The sequence below is a fragment of the Geothrix rubra genome (assembly GCF_030268065.1).
GTDB lineage: Bacteria > Acidobacteriota > Holophagae > Holophagales > Holophagaceae > Geothrix > Geothrix rubra.
This window is the reverse complement of the sequence record NZ_BSDD01000001.1, coordinates 1,002,990-1,023,584: the sequence shown is the minus strand read 5'-3', so window position 1 is coordinate 1,023,584 and position 20,595 is coordinate 1,002,990. Positions and strand designations below refer to the sequence as shown.

Genomic DNA, 20,595 nt, shown 5'->3' with positions numbered 1-20,595 from the left:
ACTCCCCCCAGCACGGAGATGGCATTCCTCCGCCAACCGCCCCCGGGGCTGATGATGCCTGCCTTCTCAATCCATCGGGATCGCAGGCTCGCGGCGGGTCCCGGCGTCCGGAAAGGAGCGACATGGGAGTCCTGGCATTCCTCGCGGTGGGACTGGGCGCGGCCCTGGGGGCCTGGCTCCGCTGGGGGCTGGGCAACGTCCTCAACGCCGCCTTTCCCACCCTGCCCATGGGAACCCTCACCGCCAACCTCCTCGGCGGGTACGTGATCGGCCTGGCCGTGGCCTACTTCGGCCAGCATCCCGGGCTCTCCCCGGAGGCCCGGCTGTTCATCATCACGGGGTTCCTGGGGGGCCTCACCACCTTCTCCACCTTCTCGGCCGAGGCCGTGGGCCTGCTCACCCGCGGGGAGGTGTTCTGGGCCCTGGTGCACATGGGCTCCCACCTGGGCGGATCCCTGTTGCTGACCTGGCTGGGTATGCTGACGGTCAAGGCGATCCTGTAACGCGGGGAGGACGGCATGCGTGGCACGTACCTCAGGTTCTACGTCCAGGAGGGCAAGACCCACCACCACCTCCTGGCCTACGAGTGGCTGCTGGAGCAGGCCAAGAAGATGGGCCTCCACGGCGGCTCCGCCTTCAAGGCCGCGGCGGGTTTCGGGCGCCACGGCATGCTCCACGAGGACCACTTCTTCGAGCTGGCCGGGAAGCTGCCCGTGATGGTGGAATTCGTGGTGAGCGACGAGGAGGCCGACCGCTTCCTCACCTTCCTCCAGGCCGAGGAACTGCCCCTGTTCTACCTGCGGATGCCCGCGGAGTTCGGCACCATCAAGGGGCCGGGGAACTGACCCAGAGTGCCTAACAAAACCCCGACAGGGCCGCGCGAGGGCCGCCGGGCGAGCGAGGCGAGGAACGCGAGAAGACGCGTAGCAGGCACTACGCGCGACGAGCGTGACGCGGCATCGCGACGCCCGCCGGCCCTCGCCCGAAGGGAGAAAGCCAGGTGGGCGCCCCGCGGCGTCACGGCCCTTGAACGATGTCCCGCATCGCCCTGCGGGCCCTTCCTTGCGGCGCATCCCACCTGGCTTTCTCGCGGCCTCGCCGGGGTTTCGTTAGGCACTCTCAGTGCCCGCACCCGCAGCCGCCGGTGAAGCAGGCGCTGCGGGCGGCGCGCACCATGCCGAGGCCCTCCCGCGCGATGAGCAGGGCCAGGGCCAGGGCCGCGGCGGCGTCGGCCCACCAGAGGGCCGGGGCCGCCAGGAAGACCAGGCTGCCGGCGAAGAGCACGGCCGAGAGCTGGATGCAGGCCCGGCTGCAGGCGGCGTCCGCGGCCAGGGCGGCGCTGTCGAGGCCCTTCGCGGCGCGCAGTTTGGCCCGCCAGAGGAAGACCATGAAGGCCAGGGACAGGGCCGAGATCACCAGGCCGGGCACCGTGGTGGGGGGATGGCGGCGGCCCGCCAGCTGCAGCAGGGCCCCGCCGGCGACCCCGGCGCCCAGCCCGAGGAAGAGCCAGCCGATGGCGGACGTGGCCTTCCGCTCCCGGGCGAGGTTCCCGTGGTCGAGCAGCTTCCAGAGCACCAGGCAGGCCGAGGCCACCTCGATGAAGCTGTCCGCGCCGAAGCCGAAGAGGGCCACCGAGTCGTCGGCCCAGCCGAAGTGCATGGAGACCAGGCCTTCCACCAGGTTGTAGGCGATGGTCAGGCCCGAGAGCCAGAGGGCGCGGCGGCGCCAGTCGGTGCCCGTCATGCGTGGGCTTCGCGCACCTTGCGGGCCTTCACGAGGACCAGGGTCGAGCCCTTGGGCGAGCGTTCCATGTGGACCTCGTCCATGACCTGCCGCATGAAGTAGACGCCGCGGCCCCCGGGCTTCAGCAGGTTCTCGGGAAGGTTCGGATCGGGCAGGGCGTCCAGGTCCACGCCGGGACCCCGGTCCTCGATGCGGATCTCGAAGCGGTCCGCCTTGGGCGTGAAGGTGACCTTGACGGGCTTCTCCTTCTCCAGCTTGTTGCCGTGGCGCATGGCGTTGGCGATGCCCTCCTGGATGGCCAGCCAGAGGCGCTCCCCGTCCTCCTGGGAGAAGCTGAGATGCTTCAGGAATTCCGAACCCACCACCTGGATCAGGTCGATGAAGCGCAGGTCCGTGTTGCAAGTCAGGGTGACGGGCAGGAGCGCGGGTTGGGCCATGGCCTGGAATTCCCTTTCAAGCCGCGAGGGCATCTGGGCCCAAGGTACCTGGTCCGTCGGGCCTTCATCCAGTGGTTTCGGCCGACGGGGTCCAGTCCATGAGGGTGCCTTGGGTCACAATTAAGAATAGTTGGTCCTAAATGTATAGATTGTGTTCCATACTGGCGCCTGGCGGCCTGGGATGCCGCGGGGAGGTTCCGATGAAGGCACGATGGTGGGCGGTGTTGCTGGTGCTCCTGGCGGGCTTCGGCGTGCTGGGCTGGGGCGGGCGGCAGATCGCGGAGAACGCCCCTCCGGTGCCCCAGCGCATCCTCTCGGCGGACGGCGCCCGGCTCGTGGAGCCCGGCCAGATCCTCAGGGGGCAGGAGAGCTACCTGGGCCACGGCGGCCAGCACATCGGCAGCGTCTGGGGCCACGGGGCCTACCTGGCGCCGGACTGGACGGCCAAGGCCCTGCACCAGTGGGCCTTCCACACCCTGGAGGGGCTGAAGGCCCAGGGCCTGTCCCAGGCGGAAGCCGAGGCCCGGCTGAAGACCCTATTTCAGACCAATGGCTATGATATATCCTCCGCCACGCTGAGGCTGGACCCGGTCCAGGCCGCGGCCTACCTGAAGACCCGCGACGAGCTGGCCCATGTGGCGGTGGACGGGGAGCGGTCGGCCGCCATCCCGGCCCGCTGGATCCCCACCCTGCAGGAGGGCGAGCGCGTGGCCGACTTCTGGCTCTGGACCGCCTGGGCCGCGGCCGCGCACCCGGCCGGCGCCGACCACAGCTACACCCAGAACTGGCCCCAGGAGCCCCTGGTGGGCAACGCCATCACGCCCATCAGCCACCTCTGGACCATCCTGTCCTTCGTGCTGCTGATCCTGGGCATCAGCCTCATGGTGTGGCACCACGCCCGGCAGCCCGAGGAGGCTTTCCCGGACCCCAAGCCCATCGCGCCCGCCCCGGCGACCCCCAGCCAGCGCTGGTCGGCCCTCTACTTCGCGGTGGCCATGGCCCTGTTCCTTGTGCAGATCGGCATGGGCGTCCTGACGGCCCACGACGCGGTCGAGGGAAACGGACTTTATGGTCTTGATCTTTCCCGCCTCCTGCCCTATGCGGCCTCCCGCACCTGGCACCTGCAGCTCGCGGTCTTCTGGATCGCCACCTGCTGGCTGGCCACGGGCCTCTACCTGGGCCCCAAGCTGAGCGCCAAGGAGCCCAAGGGCCAGGCCATCGGCGTGGCAGGGCTCCTCGTCGCCCTGGTGGTGGTGGTGGTGGGCGCCCTCGGCGGCAGCTACGAGGCCATCCTGGGCAAGCTCTCCGGTTCCTTCATGCTGGGCACCCAGGGCTACGAGTACGTGGAGCTGGGTCGACTCTGGCAGATCCTCCTCACGGTCGGCATGGTGGGCTGGCTGGTGCTGGTGGTCCGCGCCCTGCGTCCCGCGCTGCGCGGCGAGAAGGGGCAGCTGGGCCTGCTCAAGCTCTTCGTCATGGCCGCCATCGCCATCCCGCTCTTCTACTCCGCGGGCTTCATGTACACCCGGGAGACCAACCTCGCCGTGGCCGAGTACTGGCGCTGGTGGGTGGTCCACCTCTGGGTGGAGGGTTTCTTCGAGGTGTTCGCCACCGTGGCCATCGCCCTGCTGTCGACCCGCATGGGGCTGCTGCGCGAGAGCACCGCGCTGCGCGCCGTGGCCCTGAGCATGGGCCTCTTCCTGGGCAGCGGCGTCATCGGCACCTTCCACCACCTCTACTACACGGGCTCGCCCTCCTCGATCTCCGCCCTTGGCGCCGTGTTCAGCGCCCTGGAGATCGTGCCCCTCACGATCGTGGGCTACGAGCTGGTGGCGAGCCTCCGCAGCGGCCGGGCCCTGGGCAGCGGCTACGAGTGGCCCTTCAGGTACTTCGCGGCCGTCTGCTTCTGGAACATGGTGGGCGCCGGTGTCTTCGGCATGCTCATCAACCCGCCCTCCATCCTCTACTACGGGCAGGGCCTCAACACCACGCCCATCCACAGCCACGCCGCCCTCTTCGGGGTCTACGGGTTCCTTGCCATCTCGCTCATGCTCTTCGCCCTGCGCGGCATGACGCCGGACCGGGCCTGGGACGCCAAGTGGCTGCGCTGGGGCTTCTGGGGCCTGAACCTGGGCCTGGGGCTGATGCTGGTGCTGTCGCTGATCCCCAGCGGGCTCTACCAGATCACCCAGAGCCTGGCGCACGGCACCTGGTACGCCCGCAGCGCCGCGGTGGTGCAGAGCCCCCTCATGCGCACCTTCACCTGGCTGCGCATGCCCGGCGACACGCTCTTCGGGCTGGGCGCCCTGGCGGTGATCGTCTTCACCTTCAAGGCCGTGGGCGGCGTCTGGGGCTGGCGCACGGCGGAGGAGGCCGTGAAGGCCCCCCGCCGGGAGCTCGATCCCGCGCCGGCCTTCCGGGTGGCCGAGGACTGAGGCCATCGCACCCAAGGACAGGGCCCCCGCCGCAAGGTGGGGGCCCTGTCGCGTACTCGCCGCTGGATAGAATGCCCGTTTGGACCATCCCCAGGAGGACCTGACGTGACGAGGTGCCAGTGACCGGACCGGATGCAACGCCGAACGCCCGGCCGGCCCGCAATCCCGGCATCGACCTCCTGCGCGGCCTCTCGATCCTGCTGGTGGTGGTCCACCACGTGGGGTTGCGCATCCCCCTCCGGCAGAGCGTGCTCGCCGCCTACCTGCCGAAGTGGTCGCTCAATGCGCTGATCTACAACGGCTACGAGGCGGTCTTCATCTTCTTCGTGATCTCCGGGTTCCTCATCACCAGCAACGCCCTGGCCCGCTGGGGCAGCCTGGGGGCGGTGGATGTCCGGGCCTTCTACGCGCGCCGGGCCGCCCGGATCCTGCCCTGCCTCCTGGTCCTCGTGGCCGTCCTCAGCCTGCTGCACCTGGCCGGGGCCCGGGATTATGTGATCTCACGCCCGGGCCAGTCCCTCCCCCGGGCCATCGGTTCGGCCCTGGGCCTGCACCTGAACTGGTACGAGGGCCGCACCGGCTACCTGCCGGGCAACTGGGACGTGCTGTGGTCCCTCTCCATCGAGGAGGTCTTCTACCTGGGCTTCCCCTGGCTGGGCCTCGGCCTGCGCCGGGCGAGGGTCCTGGTGCCCGCCCTGCTCCTGCTGGCCCTGTCGCTGCCGGTGTCGCGCGCGGCCCTGGCGGGGAACGAGATCTGGCAGGAGAAGGCCTACCTCCCCGGCATGGCGGGCATCGCCATGGGGGTGCTCGCCGCCCTGGCGGCGGACCGCCTCCGTCCGCGGGGGGCCCGGCCCGTGTGGCTGCTCGGCGCCCTCGGGGCAGCCGGCCTCGTGGCGGTGCTCTGCTTCGAGGGTCGGCTCTGGCCCCTCCTCGGGAACGGCTGCATCCTCCTGCTCACCGCGGCTGCGGCCGCCCTCGTCCTGGCCTGCCACTGGCGGGCGGAGCAGGGGGCCTTCCCGGCGCTGCCGGGGACGGCCTGGCTCCAGTCCTCCGGGCGGCTGAGCTACGAGATCTACCTCACCCACATGTTCGTGGTCTGGCCCGTGGTCCGCGCCTTCCGCGCCCTGGGCGGAGGGTTCCGCTGGGGCATCCTCTGGTACGTGCCGGCCGTGGCCCTCTCCTGGTCGCTGGGCTGGCTGGTGGCGAGGTACCTCTCCCAGCCCGCCGAGCAGGTCCTGCGCCGCCGCTGGGCGCGTTCCTAATGGACCTTCCGGTGGCCTGAAGCCGTCCGGTCCGGGATGAGCCGATTCATGGGCGAAGGCCGGTTCTGCCGATGAAGGGGAGGAGGGGGCATCCATGTCCCGGCTCCACCCTTGGCTCACCCGCGTCGCAAGGTTCCTCCTGCTTCCGGTGGCGTTCGCCGGCTCCTGCCTGATGGCCGGGGCGGGCCGGACCTACACCCTGGCCGTGATCCCCAGCCTGCCGCCGGTGGCCCTCCACAAGGCCTGGACCCCCCTGGTGCGAGACCTGTCCCGCGAGGCGGGGGTCGACCTGGAGCTGAAGCTCTACGGCACCTTCCCGGAATTCCTGGCGGATTGCGAGGCCGGGGTCCCCGATTTCATCTACATCTCGCCCAACCTCTACTTCCTCGTGCATGAGAAGCAGAAGTACCTCCCCCTGGTCCGGAGCTCCGTGGCGATCAGCGGGCTGGTGTTCGTGCGCAGGGATTCCCCCTGCCAGAAGGTCCGGGACCTGCATGGACGGACGATCGCCTTCGTGGGGCCGAAGAACGTGTGCAGCGTCATCACCCGCTACGCCCTCGCCTCCGGAGAGGGGGAAATCGACTACAACGCCTCGTTCAGCGGTTCCACCATCAACGTCGCCAAGAGCGTGCTCCTGGGGAAGGTGGATGCCGGGGCCATCCTCGACGCCAAGCAGGCCGGGGATTTCGTGGAGAAGAGCCCCGACTTCCGGGTGCTCCTGAGGACGCCGAAGATCGCGCCCCATCCCCTCGTCGCCCATCCGCGGGTGCCGCGGGCGGACCGCGAGGCCGTGGTCCGGGCCGTCTTCGCCCTGGCGGCCACCGGGCAGGGCCAGACCCTGCTGGAAGGCGTGGGTCTCGGCCAGCCCACCGGGGCCGATTTCCAGCGCGACTACGCCCTCTTCGGCGATCCTGGCTACCAGCGGATCCAGCGGCCATGACCTCCGCGCTGAGGCGGCTCGACGTCCGGATCCTGTTCATCCTCTCGCTGATCCTGGCGGCGCTGGTGGCGGTGTTCGGCTGGCGGGTGAGCCGCCGGCAGGGGGACATCTACTACCAGTCGGTCGCGGCGGGGGCGAGGGTGCTGGCCCAGACCCATGCCAATGACGCGGCCCACTTCCTCGTCATCCGGGAATACGCCGGCCTGGAGGAACACCTGGCCGAGGTGTCCCAGATCCCCGACATCCTGGGCATCGAGGTGTACGACTCCGCCGGCACGGGCATCTGCGCCATCGGGCGCGCGAGCCTCCAGTCCACTCCCGGCCCGCTCCCCTTCCGAAGCCGGACGCGCCTTCCCGCCGCCGGGGGTGAAACCGTCCGGCGGGAGGCGGATCGGCTCATCATCTGGACGCCCATCGAGGCGGGGGACCGGCTGGGCTGGCTCCGGCTGGAGTACTCCCTTGCGGCCGTCCGCGAGGTGCAGACCGAGGTCTGGCACAGCAGCGCCCTCATGGGCGCCCTGCTGGTCCTGGCGGGGACCGCGCTCATGTACCTCGTCCTCAGGCCCCCGCTCAATGCCATCCGCCAGCTCGCCGGATTCGCCCGGGACCTGAACCGGCGGAAGGGGGACCGGGTGGCGTCGCCGGGCCTCTCCCTCGAGACCGACGAGCTGGCCATGGCCCTGAACGAGGCCTCCTCCGAACTGGCCACCTCCGAGCGGCGGCTCATCGAAGAACAGGAACGCCTGGCCGTCACCATCGGGAGCATCGGCGACGGGGTGCTGGCCTGCGACCGCGCCTGGCGGATCACGCTCATGAACCGGGTGGCGGAGTCCCTCACGGGCTGGACGATGCCGGAGGCCCTGGGCCGCCCCCTCCCGGAGGTGTTCCGGCTGGTCGATGGCCAGACCGGCGACCCCCTGGTGGCGCCCTTCGAGGGCATCATGGCGGGGCGGGGCAGGGTCGAACTCGCCGGGCATCCCCTGCTCGCGGCGCGGGACGGCTCCCGCCGGCCGGTGGCAGACAGCGGGGCCCCCATCCTCAACGCCGAGGGCGAGATCCTGGGCATGGTGCTCGTCTTCCGGGATGAGTCCGCCCGGATCCAGGAGGAGCAGAACCGCCTCGGGCTGGAGGAACAGCTCCGCCAGGCCCAGAAGATGGAGGCCGTCGGCCAGATGGCCGGGGGCATCGCCCACGACTTCAACAACATCCTCACCGCCATCATCGGCTACACCTCCATGCTCATCAGCCAGGCCCGCGACGGGGATCCGGCCAAGGAACTCGCGCAGCGGGTCCTGAGGGCCGCGGACCGGGCCGCCGGCCTCACCCGGAGCCTCCTGGCCTTCAGCCGGAAGCAGAAGATGGAGATGAAGCCGGTGGATCTCAACGAGATCCTGAAGAACCAGGAGCACCTGCTCCGCCGGCTCATCGGCGAGGACATCCTCCTCCGGACGGAACCCGCGACGGAACCCCTGATCGTCCGGGTGGACGCGGGGCAGATCGAGCAGGTCATCCTCAACCTGGTGACCAACGCGCGGGACGCCATGCCCCACGGGGGCCTGCTGAGCCTCACGGCCCACGCCGCCACGCTGGAGGCCCCCCCGGCCGGTGCGGTCGGATGCCCCTCCCTGGAGGGACCCTGCGTCCTGCTCTGCGTGTCGGACAGCGGCGCGGGCATGGATGGGACCACCCTCGAGCGGATCTTCGACCCCTTCTTCACCACCAAGGCCGTGGGCAAGGGCACGGGGCTGGGCCTGGCCATCGTCCATGGGATCGTCCAGCAGCATGGGGGCCTCATCCGGGTGTACAGCCATCCCGGCATCGGAACCACCTTCAAGATCTACCTGCCCCGCCTGGACTCCGGCGTGCTGGTTCCGGAATCCGGGGAGGAGCTCCTGGCGCGGGGCGGCACCGAGCGGATCCTCCTGGTGGAAGACGAGACGGACGTGCGGAGGGTGGTGCGCATGATGCTGGAGGGCGGGGGCTACCGGGTCCTCGAGGCGGGCGACGGGGCCGAGGCCCTGGCCCTCCTGGCGCGGGAGGCCGCAGCGATTCCGCTGGTCGTCAGCGACGTGATCATGCCGGGCATGACGGGCCGTGAGCTTCGCGACCGCCTCGCCATCACCCATCCGGGCACCCGGGTGCTCTACCTGAGCGGCTACACCGCGGACATCATCCAGCACAAGGGCCTGCTGGAAACCGAGGCCGATCTCCTGATGAAGCCGTTCAGCTCGAGGGCGCTCCTGGCCCGGGTCCGGGAGATCCTGGATCGGCCTGGACGCTGAGGGACGACGGCGCGTGGCGGCGGGTGTGGCTTTTCCCGACGCAGGATGCAGGCTGCGACCCGCGAGGCCCCACCGCCGAGGGAAAGGCCCGCCCCGCCTGGGCCTCAACCGTCGGCACGGCTCCTGCGTAGTCCCTGCATCGCTCGTCCGCTGCGAGCCACCTCCCAGGAGCCGCCATGCCCCTCGCCCGATCCCTGTACCTCGTTCCCCTGGCCTGCGCAGGGCTCGCCCTGGCCGCCCAGGAGGCGCCTTCCAAGCCCGAGGCGAAGGCCCCGGTGGCCGAGCCTCAGAGGGAGGAGGGCGATTGCCATGTCCGGTTCCGCTTCCGGCACCACCACTCGGTGTTCGGCGCCTACGTGCAGGCGGATGTGCCGCTGCGGGATCTCAAGGAGAACCTGGACCGCCGCACCGGCCTGGGCCTGGGGGTCCAGTGGACCCGCGATCAGGGCGACTGGAACGCCAGCCGTACGCGCCTGGAGTGGAACACCTTCCCGGAGGGCGGTGCCGTGGGTGCGTCGGGGACCCGGACCTACGCCAAGAACGTCATCCTGAGCTTCGACCATCTGTTCAAGCTGAACCAGGGAGCCACCCAGGCCTACCTGGTGGCGGGGCTCGGCGGCGCGCGCTGGGACCTGGAGCAGACCACCGCCGGACAGCGCAGCTCCCTCTGGACCACCAAGCTGGCCCTCACGGGGGGCGTCGGCGTGCAGCTGGGCGAGCGGGTGAACCTGGAGGCCCGCTACGTGGTCAGCAGCGTGGGCAGCACCTTCGATGCCAATGCCCTCCAGGCCAGCCTGGGCTGGCGGTTCTAGGAACCTGCCGGGGCCGCCCGCCTCAGAACAGGAGGGCGTAGGCCAGCACGAACGTCGTGGCAAGGTGGGCGAGGGTCCGGACCTGTTCAGAATGGTTCCGGACCCGATCCCACAGGAGCACCAGGCCGAAGGTTGCGGCGGCCACGGCCGGGATCATCCCGATGCCCTGGAGGGCCGAGAGGGCGTGGAGAGGCTGGCCGGTGAGCCCCGGGGTCCAGGGCGTCCCGTAGATCAGGGCGAGGTGGACCACGTACACCGCGAGCGACTTCCGCCCCAGGGGCGCGAGGGCCTGGACGAGCCGGGGCCAGGCCTCAGCCACGGTGGCGAGGCCGCCCAGCACCAGCAGCGAGAAGCCCAGCCGGTGGAAGCTGGAGGCCCAGCCGGCCTTGTAGGCATCGTGGGGGGGGAGCAGGTGCCCCGGCACCGCCGCCGCGGCCAGGGACAACGCCAGCGCCGCGAGGCCGGCCCCGAGGGCGGCGAGGCGGAACCACCGAAGCCGCTGGTCCTCGGGCGCCTCGAGGAGCACGGTGCCGAGCCCGACCCCCAGCAGCATGAAGCCGCCTGCGGGAAACAGCGGGAACAGGGAGCCATGGGCGAAGGAGAGGTAGGCCGCGAGGCCCTCCGGGAGGCGGGAGAACCAGTCCAGGCTGGTGGCCACCGGGGCCGCCAGGAGGATGAGCAGGCCCACGGCGAGGCTCCAGGCGGCGTGGGTCCGGGCGTTCCGCGTCAGCGCCAGGAGCCCCGTCAGGAGCAGCAGCATGACGCCGTTCAGCTGCAGGATGTTCACCTGCAGGAAGGTGCGCCACCCTGCCTCGGACACCCAGCGGAGGTCCGCGAAGCAGGCCGCGGGGAACACCAGCAGGTAGCCGATCGCGGTGACCAGCAGCACGGTGCGGATCCTCCGCAGGTACTGGCGGGCGGACACCCGGCCCTCCCGATCCCTCCGGGTGGCGAGGACCGTGGCGGCCCCGGAGACCAGGAGGAACAGGGGAGCCGTGAGGCCACGGACCTCGCCCCAGAACCGCCAGTGCAGGGTGCCCCAGTCCATGGCGGACGGGGCCACGAAGGCTTCCATCGTGTGCCCCTGGAGCATCAGGAGGATGGCCAGGAGGCGGGCGAAATCCAGGATGTGAATGCGGGGCGCGGAAGCAGGCGGCCCTTGGATCGGAGCGGGCATGGGAACCGGAGGATGCGGGACAGGGGGAAGGCGCACAGGCCGGGAACCCCTGGCCAACAGGCATTCTACCCGGCCGAGGCGCCTCTGGGTGAGGCCCCGGGGCCGCTCGTGGCAGCCAGTTGCCTGGAGAGCTGGGGGCTCTGGTACCCCAGCGCCCGGGCCTTCCTGAAGCAGTCCTGGGCCTTCACGGCATTCTTGGGAACGCCGGGAAAGTCCCCGTTCAGGCAGCGGTCCCCCATCATGAACCACGCCTCCGGGATGTCGTGCTTGAGGCACAGGTCGAGAAAGGGCTGTCCGAGCGGATCCGGGACCTTCCCGGGATGGAGGCGCTCCAGGGATCCCCGCCCGACGGGGCGGGAGCGGCCATGCCAGGTCGAGACCAGGAGGGCGGCCAGGTAGTACTTCGTGGCCTGCTGGACGTCGGGAGCCTGCGTGGATTCCGCTGGATCGTAGCTTCCCGCGAGCTTCATGTAGTACGCCACGTTGGCGAAGCGGTTGTCGGTGTCGAGGGCCTGGGTGGCCGAAACCCAGAGGCGGCGGGCCGCGAGGATATCCCCGTCCCGCGCGTAGCGGTCGGCCAGGATGTCCATGGCCACCGGATCCCCCTCCTTGGCCTTCCGGTCCAGCTCCGCCTGGGCAAGTTCGGAAGTGGACTCCCCGTAGACCTCCGCCCCGGCCGTGCCGCTGGCGTACTCGGCCACCAGGGCCCGGTAGAACCAGAGCGACTGGTCGCGGTCGTTCTGGTAGAGGGTCTTCCTCAGGGATTCCTGCTTGGTCTGGGTCTCGTAGACGTACCGCGGCTGGCCAGGTCCGCCTGGATACATGCCCACGGTGCTGCTGGTATTGCCCTGCTGGTACAGATTCAGCACCTCGAAGTTGAAGGTGCGATCGCTGCGTCCCAGGCCCTCCTTCTGGATGAACTCGGCGATCCTGGGGACCTGCGTGATCTGTCCCTTGGCCATGCCGACCAGGTACCGCTTGCCGTCGAGACGGCGGCCGTTGCGGAGGAGGAGGTGGGCCCTCTCCAGCCCCGCATCCAGGTTTCCAGGATTCGCGTCCGTGAACCTCTGCATCCAGTTCAGGGCCGCGGCGGGGTCGGCCGGTGTGCCCTGGCCCTCCGCGTAGTAGCGGGAGAGGTACGGGTAGGCCTCGGCCTGCCCGTTCTCCGCCATGCGGTTCGCGATCCGGAACCGGAAGTCGGGGGTTTCCGAACCGTTTTTCAGGATGGCCATGGCCTTGACGACGGCCTGCTCCCGGAGCCGGGTGTTGAAGTCGGACAGGTCATCGAAGAGGCGCTCGTTGGGGCTGACATAGACCTTGGCCTGGAAGGTGGGCCATTCCAGCATCTTCTTCTGGTTGACGAAGGCGTAGAGGTTGGCCTTCAGGTCCTCCCCGCCCGGGAAATAGGATTCCACGCTCCGTTCGAAGGCCCCGTAGAGGAAGGCCGCGCAGAGGAGGAGCGGTCCACCACGGCCCACGAGGCGCCAGAAGCCGATATCGAAGGTGTCCTCCATGCGCCGGGAGATGTGCCAGAGGATCACCCCGAGGGCGAGGAGCCGGAGGAAGGGGAACATCGTGAACGGGGCCAGCATGGCCCCGAGCATGGCGAGGATGCTGAGGGCCTTCCTGAAGTCGATGTGGGAACCTCCCGCGATGCGGGAGAGGAGCCAGGCCGTCGGCACGGACCAGAGCCACCCGACGAGGAAGAGACCGAGGGGCAGGGCCAGGTAGGCGATCCAGTAACCGCGGGCCAGCACGAAGACCAGTGGATAGAGCATCAGCTGGTAGATGGGGCTCGGGCTCGTCGCGCTGTAGAGGGAGGCGCCCGTGAGGTAGATCACGCCCAGCACGAAACCGAGGGCGAGCAGCGCGAAGAAGGGCATGACCAGCGAGACCAGGAACAGCGCCACCTGGGCCTTCCTGAAGCGCGGCCAATCGACCGAATCCTGGAAGGCCCGGGCGGGATCGAAGTAGGCCTCCTTCACCATGGCCTTGATGGGGGCGAGACGGGAGGGGCGCCGGGGTCCGCCGGCTCCTTCGTCGAGGGGCAGGTCCGCAGGCGGCGCGGTCGGCAGGGGGTCCTGCATCCGGGTGGACGGGGTTCGGGGGGGCGGGATCTCCCCGAGCTGGATCCTCGTCGCGGGGGCCTCGGCCTGGAACTGCGGGGCGGGCAAGGCTGGGGCCGGATGGAGAGGAAGCGGGGACGAATCAGGGCGATCCTGGCTCAAGGGGCACGTCCGGAGTTGAGAAATTCGTGGTGGGCGGGTTGGGTGCCTCCATTAATATCACAATTGACGATGAGTCGATCGGATAAGCCGGATGGCCCTTCCCCTTCCCATGACGTGCGAACGGATTCCCGGAGCCCATCTGGCGGCCATCCGCGGGCTGATCTCGGCCATGGTCATCTGGGGGCCTCCGGGCGCCCTGGACGCGGAGGCACGGGCACGGAGGGCGTTCCGCCGCCTTGGTCTCGGACGGGACGAGGCCACGGCCTCGCCACTGGCAGGGGAATCACCGGGCGCTCCGACCTTCCAGGGGGCGCTCGAGGCCCTGGGGCCGGCCCCCCGGGCCACGCGGTTGCTGGCGATGCGCGGGGCCCTCGAGGTGGCCCTGGATGGCGGAACCCTGGCCCTCGGGCACCACCTGGCCCTGAGGACAGTGGTGGATGCGCTGGGCCTCAGGCCTTCGGACCTGGCCGATCTCTTCCGGCAGCGCACGGGAACAGAGCTCCCCCCTCCCTGGGATCCGAGCCTCAGGACGGCCTGGGCCGGGCGGGAGGTGCCGGGGCACGGCCCGGCCGGTCCCTGGGACGACGCGGTTCCGTACCCGGATCCCCTCCAGGCCGGCGGCCCTGGAGCGATGGTGCGGCTCAAGGCCCTGGCCATGCTTGGCCTCGACGAGGAGGCCACCCCGGGCGAGATCCGGCGGGCCTACCTCCGGCTCAGTCGGGTGCACCATCCCGACCACTACCTGCCCCAGGGCGCCCAGGCCGTCCAGGAGGCGGACCGGGCCTTCCGGCGCATCAAGGACGCCTATGAGCTCCTGACCGGGGAGGAGGCATGAGGGACCTCTACCGGGCACTGGGCCTGGATGGTGCGGGGGCCCGGGTCGATCGGGTGATCTCCAGGCTGGAAGAGGTCGGGCTGTCCCGGGACCTGGTGGAGGACGTCCGGTTCGTGCTGCTCGATCCCGCCCGGAAGGCCCGCTACGACGAGCTGCTCCGGGTCGGTCGTGGACTGGCGGAGGTCCGCGCGGGGCTGGGGCTACCCCCCGACCCGCTGCTCCCTGGGGTGAAGGCCCCCCGGCGGTGGCCGAACCGACGACCAGGAATGAGCCCCGGCCAGGGAGACCTGCTGCTCCGGGTGGGTGCGATCGGAGCGGGCGGGCTGGTCCTTCTGGTGGCGTTGGCCTGGCCCCAGGCCCGCCCGGGCGGGCGGCGGGCGGACCGGGGAACCCCCTTGGCGGCAGGACCCGGCCCCGGAACAGAATCCCGGCCGAGGGGGGGCTCCTCCCCGATCGTGGCCGGAGAAGGGCCGCCCTCCCTCCCCACGCCCGAACACGGGGCCCTCCAGATCGAGCCTGGGGTTCATCCTTGCGTCCCCTGGCGCATCGAGACAGACCCGGGTCGGGACTACTTCCTGTCCCTGGTGGACGCACGATCCCAGGTCGCGGTCCTGACGCTGTACCTCTGCGGCGGCGTGTCCTACCAGGGGCTGGCTCCGGAGGGTTCCTTCCGGCTGGTCTATGCCTCGGGGTCCGGGTGGCTGGGCCCCCGCCGGGGCTTCGCCCTGGAGGCCAAATCGGTGAATGCCCCCCAGATTTTCCGGATCCAGGCGGGACCGGACGATACCTGGACCTGGAGCCTGTGCCTCCATGCTTCCGGCAGCGAAGGGTCGCCCGTCGCGCCGCTGGATGGGCCCGACGACCCGCCGCCGTCCCTTCGCCCCTGATCCCCTTTCGTGCGCCCCCGGCCTCTGGGCGCTATGATGAATAACCCGACCAATCCGGTCAGGATTCTGGGGCTGCCATGAAAGTCATCGTCGCCAAGACCGCGGGCTTCTGCTGGGGCGTGAAGCGCGCCATGGACGCGGTGCTGGAGGCCTCGGTCAGGAACGATGGGCGCACGGTGCAGACGCTGGGGCCCCTCATCCACAACCCCCAGGCCCTGGAGCTCATCGGCCGGCGGGGGGTGGCGGTGGCCGCAGCCCCGGACCAGGTGGCGGACGGCACGGTGGTCATCCGCGCCCACGGCATCCCCATCCAGGACCTGCGCGGCCTGAAGGAGCGGCAGAAGAAGGGCGAACTGAAGATCGTCAACGCCACCTGTCCCGAGGTCGCCAAGGTCCACAACAAGATCAAGAAGTGGAGCCCCAAGGGCTATTTCACGGTGATCCTCGGCAGCCACGGCCACGCGGAGAGCGTGGCCCACCGCAGCTTCGCGGAGCACGGCAGCCAAATCGTCGCCAGCATGGCCGAGGCTGAGGCCCTCACGGACGAGCAGCTCCAGAAGGTGCTGGTGGTGGCCCAGACGACCTTCACGGTGAAGGACTACCACGAGATCACGGACTACATCCGGGGGCGGGCGGGCGACGCCATCTTCGAGAACACCATCTGCGAGGACACCTGGATGCGCCAGGACGAGGCCAGGGAACTGGCCCGCACGGTGGACACGGTGATCGTCGTGGGGGGCAAGGCCTCCAGCAACACCAAGCACCTGGCCGAGCTGGCCCACCACTACGGCAGGCCCGTGCAGTACGTGGAGACGGCCGCGGAGCTGGACCTCTCGGCTTTCAAGGGCAGCGAGACGGTGGGCGTGCTGGCCGGTGCCTCGACGCCCACCTGGCTCGTGGACGAGGTGGTGGACGTGCTCGAGCAGCTGGGCGACGGTCCCAGCCGGTGGCGCAGCTTCCTCCAGGCCGCCTTCGGCAGCTCGTCGATCATGGCCCTGGGCGCGGCCCTCATGACGGCCGGGGTGCACAAGTGGCTGGGCCTCGCGCCCAGCCTGCGCTACCCCCTGGTGACGGCCAGCTACGTGCTGGCCATGTACCTCTTCAGCCCCTTCCTCGATCCCCTGGGCCTGGGCGCCAAGGGCCCGGCCCGGGCGCGGTTCCTGGAGCGGAACCGGAAGATCCTCCTGGCCTGCGGGGGCCTGGCCCTGGCCCTCACCCTCGGGATCGCGGCCAGCCTCGGCTCCAAGGCCCTGGCCGTGGCCCTCGGCGCCTCCCTGGTCGGGGTCGGCTACAAGCGACGCTTCCGGCTGGGCCCGCTGAACCTGAGCCTGCGGGCCATCCCGGGCTCGAAGGACGTGCTGGTGGCCATGGCCCTGGCCACGGTCTCCGTGGCCATGCCCGTGTGGCAGGAGGGCCGCGCCTGGGACCTCCGCGCCTTCGCCGCCCTGTTCCTGGTGGGCGTGCTGGCCTTCGTCCGCACGGTGATCTACGAGATCCGCGACATGCAGAACGACCAGATCGTGGGCAAGGAGACCCTGCCGATCCTCTTCGGGAAGCGTGTCACCAAGGTCGTGCTGGCGGTGCTGCTGGGCACGCTCCTCGCGGGCACCCTCTGGCTCACCTTCCAGAACCGGGCCGAGGGCCATCCCTTGGCCGTGGCCCTGGTGCTGGTGGTCTGCGCCAGCTACCCCATGCTCTACCTCTGGCTCTACCATGAGCGGTTCACGGCCGGCCGCCACCGCTTCGAGCTGAGCGTGGACCTCAGCTTCTACCTGGTGGCCCTGCTGGCCCTGGTCTGATCCGCCCCGGGCCATACTGGGGGCTCACTGCAGGCGAGCCCCGATGACCGACCCGGCCCCCGATCCCCACCCTTCCGAGCCCCGGCGGAGCCTGGCGCAGGCCTTCACCGGCAGCCCCGTCCTGCTCGCCCTGGCGGTCCTGGCCTGGGCCCTGGCCTGGATGGCCCTGGAGACCTGGTTCGGGCGCCGGGGGACGGGCCCGCTGGCGCAGGCGCTCGCCCCCGTGGCGGCCAGCCTGCTCCTCGCCGGGGGCCTGGCCCTCGGTGCGCCCGGCCTGGGCCGCCGCCTGGCCGCCTCCCGGCCCCTCGGCCGGCTCCTGGCCGGGGCGATCCTCCTCGGCCTGGCGGCGGGCTGGGCCGTGGCCCGGGCGCGGGGCGGGGAGGTGCTGCCCGGCGGCGTCCTGGACCTCCCGCTGTCGATCCTGGCCACGGTGCGGCCCCCGGATCTCCTCCGCAGCCTCTGGCTGGAGGCCCTGCTGCTGCCCCTGGCGGTGCAGGCCCTGGCCGTCGCCCGGGCCCGCCGCGGGGAACTGCGCCGGCGGCCCGGACTGGGCCTCCTGCTCGCCTCGCCGGTGCTGCTGGCGGCCGCCGCCCTGGGAAACCGGGTCGGGGGGGTGCGGGCCACCCAGGTGATCCCGGTCGGGGGGACTGCGGCGGTGTTCGAGCCGGCCTGGCCCTCCGGGCGCCCCGTTCCGCTCAAGGACTTCCGGGTGCGGCTGGAGAGCCTCGACGCAGCCCGGCGCGAACCCGCCTTCCGGCTTGAGACGGAAGGGCAGGCCAGCCGGTGGACCGCCCGTGTCGAATCCGGCCAGAGCGGCGACCTGCCCGGCGGCCTGCGCTACCAGGTGGAGCGCCTCATCCCGGACGCCCTGCCCAGCGGGCAGGTGGTGGAGGATCCCCAGGGCCCGGAGAACCCCGCCGTCCAGGTGATGCTGGGCCTGGGGAGCACGGAGCCCCTGGTGGGGATCCTCTTCGCCCGGGAGCCGGAGGGGTGGCGCCGGGACGAGCCCCAGGGCCGCTTCGCGGTGGTCTACCGGGAACGCTTCGAGCCCGCCCTCCTGGCGGCACTGCGCCCCCACCCCCCGGTGAGCCAGAAGCTCGTGCTCACGTTCATGGGGAAGACCCTGGAACACCCGGTCCAGCCGGGCAGGACCTGGGACTTGCCGGGCTTCAGCCTCACGGTGGCGGGGATCTACCCCGACCTCGGCGGCCTGCGGAAGGGGGCGGACGGCCGCCAGGAGCTCTTCAGCCGGTCCCCCTTCTACCGGAATCCCTGGCTCCAGGTGCGGCTCCGGCAGGCCAGCGGCGCCCAGGCGGACCTCCTGCTGAGCGCCCGGCCCATTCAGGACAAGGACTACGCCGACTACCTGGCGCGCACCCTGCCGCCGGGCATGACCCTCCGATATGTCCCCGAGGGCGAGGAGCTCCAGGACCGTTTCGTGCTCCTCACCCGGGAGGATGGCAAGGTGCGGCTGGTGGAGGACGGTCGCGTGACGCGCACCGCCGAGCTGTCGCCGAACCGGCCCTTCATCGTGGAGAAGGGGCTTTCCGTCACCCTGCTGGCCCGCTACGACCGGGCCCGCTTCGAGCCGGACTTCGTGCCCGACCCGGACGTGGACGTGACGGCCCAGTCCGAGCGGCCCGTCCTGCGGCTGCGGGTCTGGGATCCCGCCACGGGCGCCGCCGACAGCCGCTGGCTGCAGGCCCGGGGCGGGGACGACCAGCCCGTGGACGCCGCCTTCCTGGGGGGCCGGATCCGCCTCGCGTACCGACCGAAGGCGCCGGATCCGTGGGACCTGGCGGGCACCCTGTCGGTCCTGGACCCGACCGGGTCTGAGCTGGGCCAGGGCCCCGTCACCGTGGGCACCCCCTTCACCTGGCGGGGCCACCGCCTCTACCTGGACGGGTGGCTGCCGGGGCCGCCGGCCTCCGCCCGCCTCCTGCTGGCCACGGATCCCGGCCTGGGCCTCGCCTGGGTGGGGCTGGCCTGCCTAGTGGCAGGCGGCATCTGGACGCTGTTGGAGGTTCGCCGCGCCCGGCAGGAGTGCTAACCTGGGGCCCCTTTCCAACAAGGAGGTCCCATGCGCAAACAGACCTTGGCTCTGGTTCTCGCCGGCACCATGCTCGGCGGGGTCCTCGGCTGGGCCGCCGCGGCGGCCAGCTACCAGAAGACCGGTACCGTGAAGGAGGTCTCGGGCGACAGCTTCACCCTCGACCTCGGCAAGGAGGCCTGGCGCTTCTACACCGACGGCGGCACCCAGGGCAAGGATGCCCTCAAGGTCGGCGACAAGGTGACCGTCACCTACAAGCAGGTGGCCACGAAGATCGAAGGCAAGGGCGCCGCGAAGGCCCCGGCCAAGAAGAAGTAGGGGATGGGTTCACCGGAAGGCCCAGGGACGGCGATCCGGCCCTGGGTGATCATCACGGGCTGTTCGACGGGCATCGGACGGGCCCTGGTGCCCCTCTGCCGCGCGGCGGGCTGGGGCGTGGTGGCCACGGCCCGCCGGCCGGAGACGATGGCGGACATGCCGCCGGGGCCGGATTTGCGGGTGCTGGCCCTGGACGTGACGGAGGCCGGGAGCATCGCCGCCGCCGCGGCGGCCTGCGCGGACCTGCCCCTGAAGGCCCTCGTGAACAACGCGGGCTACGGCCAGGTGGGGCCCCTGGAGCTCCTGCGCCCCGAGGAGCTGCGGGCCCAGTTCGAGACCAACGTCATCGGCCTCCACGCCATGACGCAGGCCTTCCTGCCCCTCCTGAGGCGGGAGCGCGGGGCGAGGATCCTGCAGGTGGCCTCCATGCTGGGCCGCCTCTCCATCCCGCTCGCGGGGCCCTACAACGCCTCCAAGCACGCGGTGGTGGCACTGGCGGAGACCCTGCGCCTGGAGGTCGGCGGGGAGGTGGCCGTGGTCCTGGTGGAGCCCGGGGCCATCCGTACGGAGTTCCGGGAGTCGCTGGCGAAGGCGTGGGGCGACCTCCCCGAGCGGGCCCGGGGCTCCCGCTACGAGAGGATCCTCGCGCGGTACCTGGCCGTCCGCAAGGACCAGAGCCAGCGGTTCGCCATGGCGGTGGAGCCCTGCGCCCGGAGGATCCTCAAGGCCCTGACGGCCGCGCGTCCTCCCCGGCGCGTGGTGATCGGACGGGACGCCTTCTGGGCCGGGAAGGCGAAGGCGCTCCTGCCCGCCGCCTGGTGGGAGGCGCTCCTGCGCCGGGCCTATGGGTTGCGGTGAGGCCGGCTACTTGTAGATCCCGCAGCCGATGACGAGGCCGTTCTCGGCCAGGCAGTAGGAGGTCTTGTCCTCGACCTTGCCGTTGGCCGGGTTGGGGAACTTGTAGTCCACCCAGCCTCCCCCCTTCTGCTGCGCCACCTTGATGATCTCCTGGATCAGCAGCTTGCCGTCCGGGTCCTTCATGCCCCAGCGGTTGGTCCCGGCGGCGCCGGGCGTGGCGCCGTGGGCGAGGGTGATCCCCTTGGTGTCGTAGACGAACAGGTAGAGGGGACTGCCGGGCTTGAAGTGGAATCGTCCAGTGCCGGACTGGATCTCGGCGAGGAAGGCCTCCTTGCCATGGGCCTTCAGGTAGGCGACCCCTTCCTTGACCAGGGCCTCGGCCTTGGGGCGTTCGCTGGCCTGGGAGGCCAGGGGCAGGGCCAGGACACAGGCCAGGACGGAGATGGGTAGGCGGAGACGCATGGGTCCTCCTCTGGATGCCTGGATCCATTATCGCCCCGACCGGGGAAGTCCTGAATTTTCGTCGCGCGTT

The 20,595-nt window shown here is 70.9% G+C and carries 18 protein-coding genes and 1 riboswitch; of the genes, 13 read left to right on the top strand and 5 right to left on the bottom strand.

Annotation, left to right across the window (positions count from 1 at the left end):
* The first annotated feature begins 5 nt into the window (after positions 1-5).
* Positions 6-68: riboswitch (Fluoride riboswitch) on the top strand.
* Between the two features lie 54 nt (positions 69-122).
* Both crcB and QSJ33_RS04650 read left to right on the top strand, forming a co-directional pair.
* Positions 123-503, top strand: coding sequence for a fluoride efflux transporter CrcB (gene crcB / locus QSJ33_RS04655; RefSeq protein WP_285723384.1), 381 nt, complete (start codon positions 123-125; stop codon positions 501-503).
* 15 nt (positions 504-518) lie between these two features.
* Entirely contained in the window at positions 519-845 is a 327-nt protein-coding gene (locus QSJ33_RS04650; RefSeq protein ID WP_285723383.1) for a DUF190 domain-containing protein, read from the top strand.
* Between the two features lie 274 nt (positions 846-1,119).
* On the opposite strand, the gene QSJ33_RS04645 is transcribed toward QSJ33_RS04650, so the two are convergent.
* Both QSJ33_RS04645 and QSJ33_RS04640 read right to left on the bottom strand, forming a co-directional pair.
* Positions 1,120-1,743 (bottom strand): cation efflux transmembrane domain-containing protein, encoded by a 624-nt coding sequence (locus QSJ33_RS04645; RefSeq protein ID WP_285723382.1) that lies wholly within the window; start codon positions 1,741-1,743, stop codon positions 1,120-1,122.
* Positions 1,740-2,180, bottom strand: a complete 441-nt coding sequence (locus tag QSJ33_RS04640; RefSeq protein ID WP_285723381.1) for an ATP-binding protein — start codon at positions 2,178-2,180, stop codon at positions 1,740-1,742. The genes QSJ33_RS04645 and QSJ33_RS04640 overlap by 4 nt, the downstream gene beginning before the upstream one ends.
* Positions 2,181-2,380: 200 nt before the next feature.
* On the opposite strand from QSJ33_RS04640, the gene QSJ33_RS04635 reads away from it, so the two are divergent.
* The 5 genes from QSJ33_RS04635 to QSJ33_RS04615 all read left to right on the top strand — a co-directional run bounded on the left by QSJ33_RS04635 (position 2,381) and on the right by QSJ33_RS04615 (position 9,911).
* Positions 2,381-4,615, top strand: coding sequence for a nitric-oxide reductase large subunit (locus tag QSJ33_RS04635; RefSeq protein ID WP_285723380.1), 2,235 nt, complete (start codon positions 2,381-2,383; stop codon positions 4,613-4,615).
* 119 nt (positions 4,616-4,734) lie between these two features.
* Positions 4,735-5,877, top strand: a complete 1,143-nt coding sequence (locus QSJ33_RS04630; RefSeq protein WP_285723379.1) for an acyltransferase family protein — start codon at positions 4,735-4,737, stop codon at positions 5,875-5,877.
* A gap of 94 nt (positions 5,878-5,971) precedes the next feature.
* A complete protein-coding gene (locus tag QSJ33_RS04625) occupies positions 5,972-6,817 on the top strand; it encodes a phosphate/phosphite/phosphonate ABC transporter substrate-binding protein (RefSeq protein ID WP_285723378.1) in 846 nt (281 codons plus the stop codon).
* A complete protein-coding gene (locus QSJ33_RS04620) occupies positions 6,814-9,099 on the top strand; it encodes a hybrid sensor histidine kinase/response regulator (protein ID WP_285723377.1) in 2,286 nt (761 codons plus the stop codon). Before QSJ33_RS04625 ends, QSJ33_RS04620 begins: the two co-directional genes overlap by 4 nt.
* Positions 9,100-9,275: 176 nt before the next feature.
* A complete protein-coding gene (locus QSJ33_RS04615; RefSeq protein WP_285723376.1) occupies positions 9,276-9,911 on the top strand; it encodes a porin family protein in 636 nt (211 codons plus the stop codon).
* 22 nt (positions 9,912-9,933) lie between these two features.
* Here QSJ33_RS04615 and QSJ33_RS04610 read toward each other — a convergent pair whose 3' ends face one another.
* Both QSJ33_RS04610 and QSJ33_RS04605 read right to left on the bottom strand, forming a co-directional pair.
* Positions 9,934-11,088 (bottom strand): heparan-alpha-glucosaminide N-acetyltransferase domain-containing protein, encoded by a 1,155-nt coding sequence (locus tag QSJ33_RS04610; protein WP_285723375.1) that lies wholly within the window; start codon positions 11,086-11,088, stop codon positions 9,934-9,936.
* 65 nt (positions 11,089-11,153) lie between these two features.
* Positions 11,154-13,262 (bottom strand): SEL1-like repeat protein, encoded by a 2,109-nt coding sequence (locus QSJ33_RS04605; protein ID WP_285723374.1) that lies wholly within the window; start codon positions 13,260-13,262, stop codon positions 11,154-11,156.
* A gap of 145 nt (positions 13,263-13,407) precedes the next feature.
* Between QSJ33_RS04605 and QSJ33_RS04600 the strand changes: the two genes are divergently transcribed.
* The 6 genes from QSJ33_RS04600 to QSJ33_RS04575 all read left to right on the top strand — a co-directional run bounded on the left by QSJ33_RS04600 (position 13,408) and on the right by QSJ33_RS04575 (position 20,063).
* Positions 13,408-14,151 (top strand): J domain-containing protein, encoded by a 744-nt coding sequence (locus QSJ33_RS04600; RefSeq protein ID WP_285723373.1) that lies wholly within the window; start codon positions 13,408-13,410, stop codon positions 14,149-14,151.
* Positions 14,148-15,038 carry a hypothetical protein gene (locus QSJ33_RS04595; protein ID WP_285723372.1) on the top strand — a complete coding sequence of 297 codons (891 nt, stop codon included), beginning with the start codon at positions 14,148-14,150 and terminating at the stop codon, positions 15,036-15,038. The genes QSJ33_RS04600 and QSJ33_RS04595 overlap by 4 nt, the downstream gene beginning before the upstream one ends.
* 77 nt (positions 15,039-15,115) lie before the next feature.
* Positions 15,116-16,837: a 4-hydroxy-3-methylbut-2-enyl diphosphate reductase gene (gene ispH, locus QSJ33_RS04590; protein ID WP_285723371.1), complete on the top strand. Its 1,722-nt coding sequence runs from the start codon at positions 15,116-15,118 to the stop codon at positions 16,835-16,837.
* A 43-nt stretch (positions 16,838-16,880) separates the two neighbouring features.
* Entirely contained in the window at positions 16,881-18,887 is a 2,007-nt protein-coding gene (locus tag QSJ33_RS04585) for a hypothetical protein (protein WP_285723370.1), read from the top strand.
* Positions 18,888-18,917: 30 nt separating this feature from the next.
* Positions 18,918-19,205: a hypothetical protein gene (locus QSJ33_RS04580; protein ID WP_285723369.1), complete on the top strand. Its 288-nt coding sequence runs from the start codon at positions 18,918-18,920 to the stop codon at positions 19,203-19,205.
* Positions 19,206-19,208: 3 nt separating this feature from the next.
* Positions 19,209-20,063: an SDR family oxidoreductase gene (locus QSJ33_RS04575; protein WP_285723368.1), complete on the top strand. Its 855-nt coding sequence runs from the start codon at positions 19,209-19,211 to the stop codon at positions 20,061-20,063.
* A 6-nt stretch (positions 20,064-20,069) separates the two neighbouring features.
* Here the strand turns inward: QSJ33_RS04575 and QSJ33_RS04570 are convergent, their stop codons facing one another.
* Positions 20,070-20,525 (bottom strand): cache domain-containing protein, encoded by a 456-nt coding sequence (locus tag QSJ33_RS04570; RefSeq protein WP_285723367.1) that lies wholly within the window; start codon positions 20,523-20,525, stop codon positions 20,070-20,072.
* Positions 20,526-20,595: the final 70 nt, after the last annotated feature.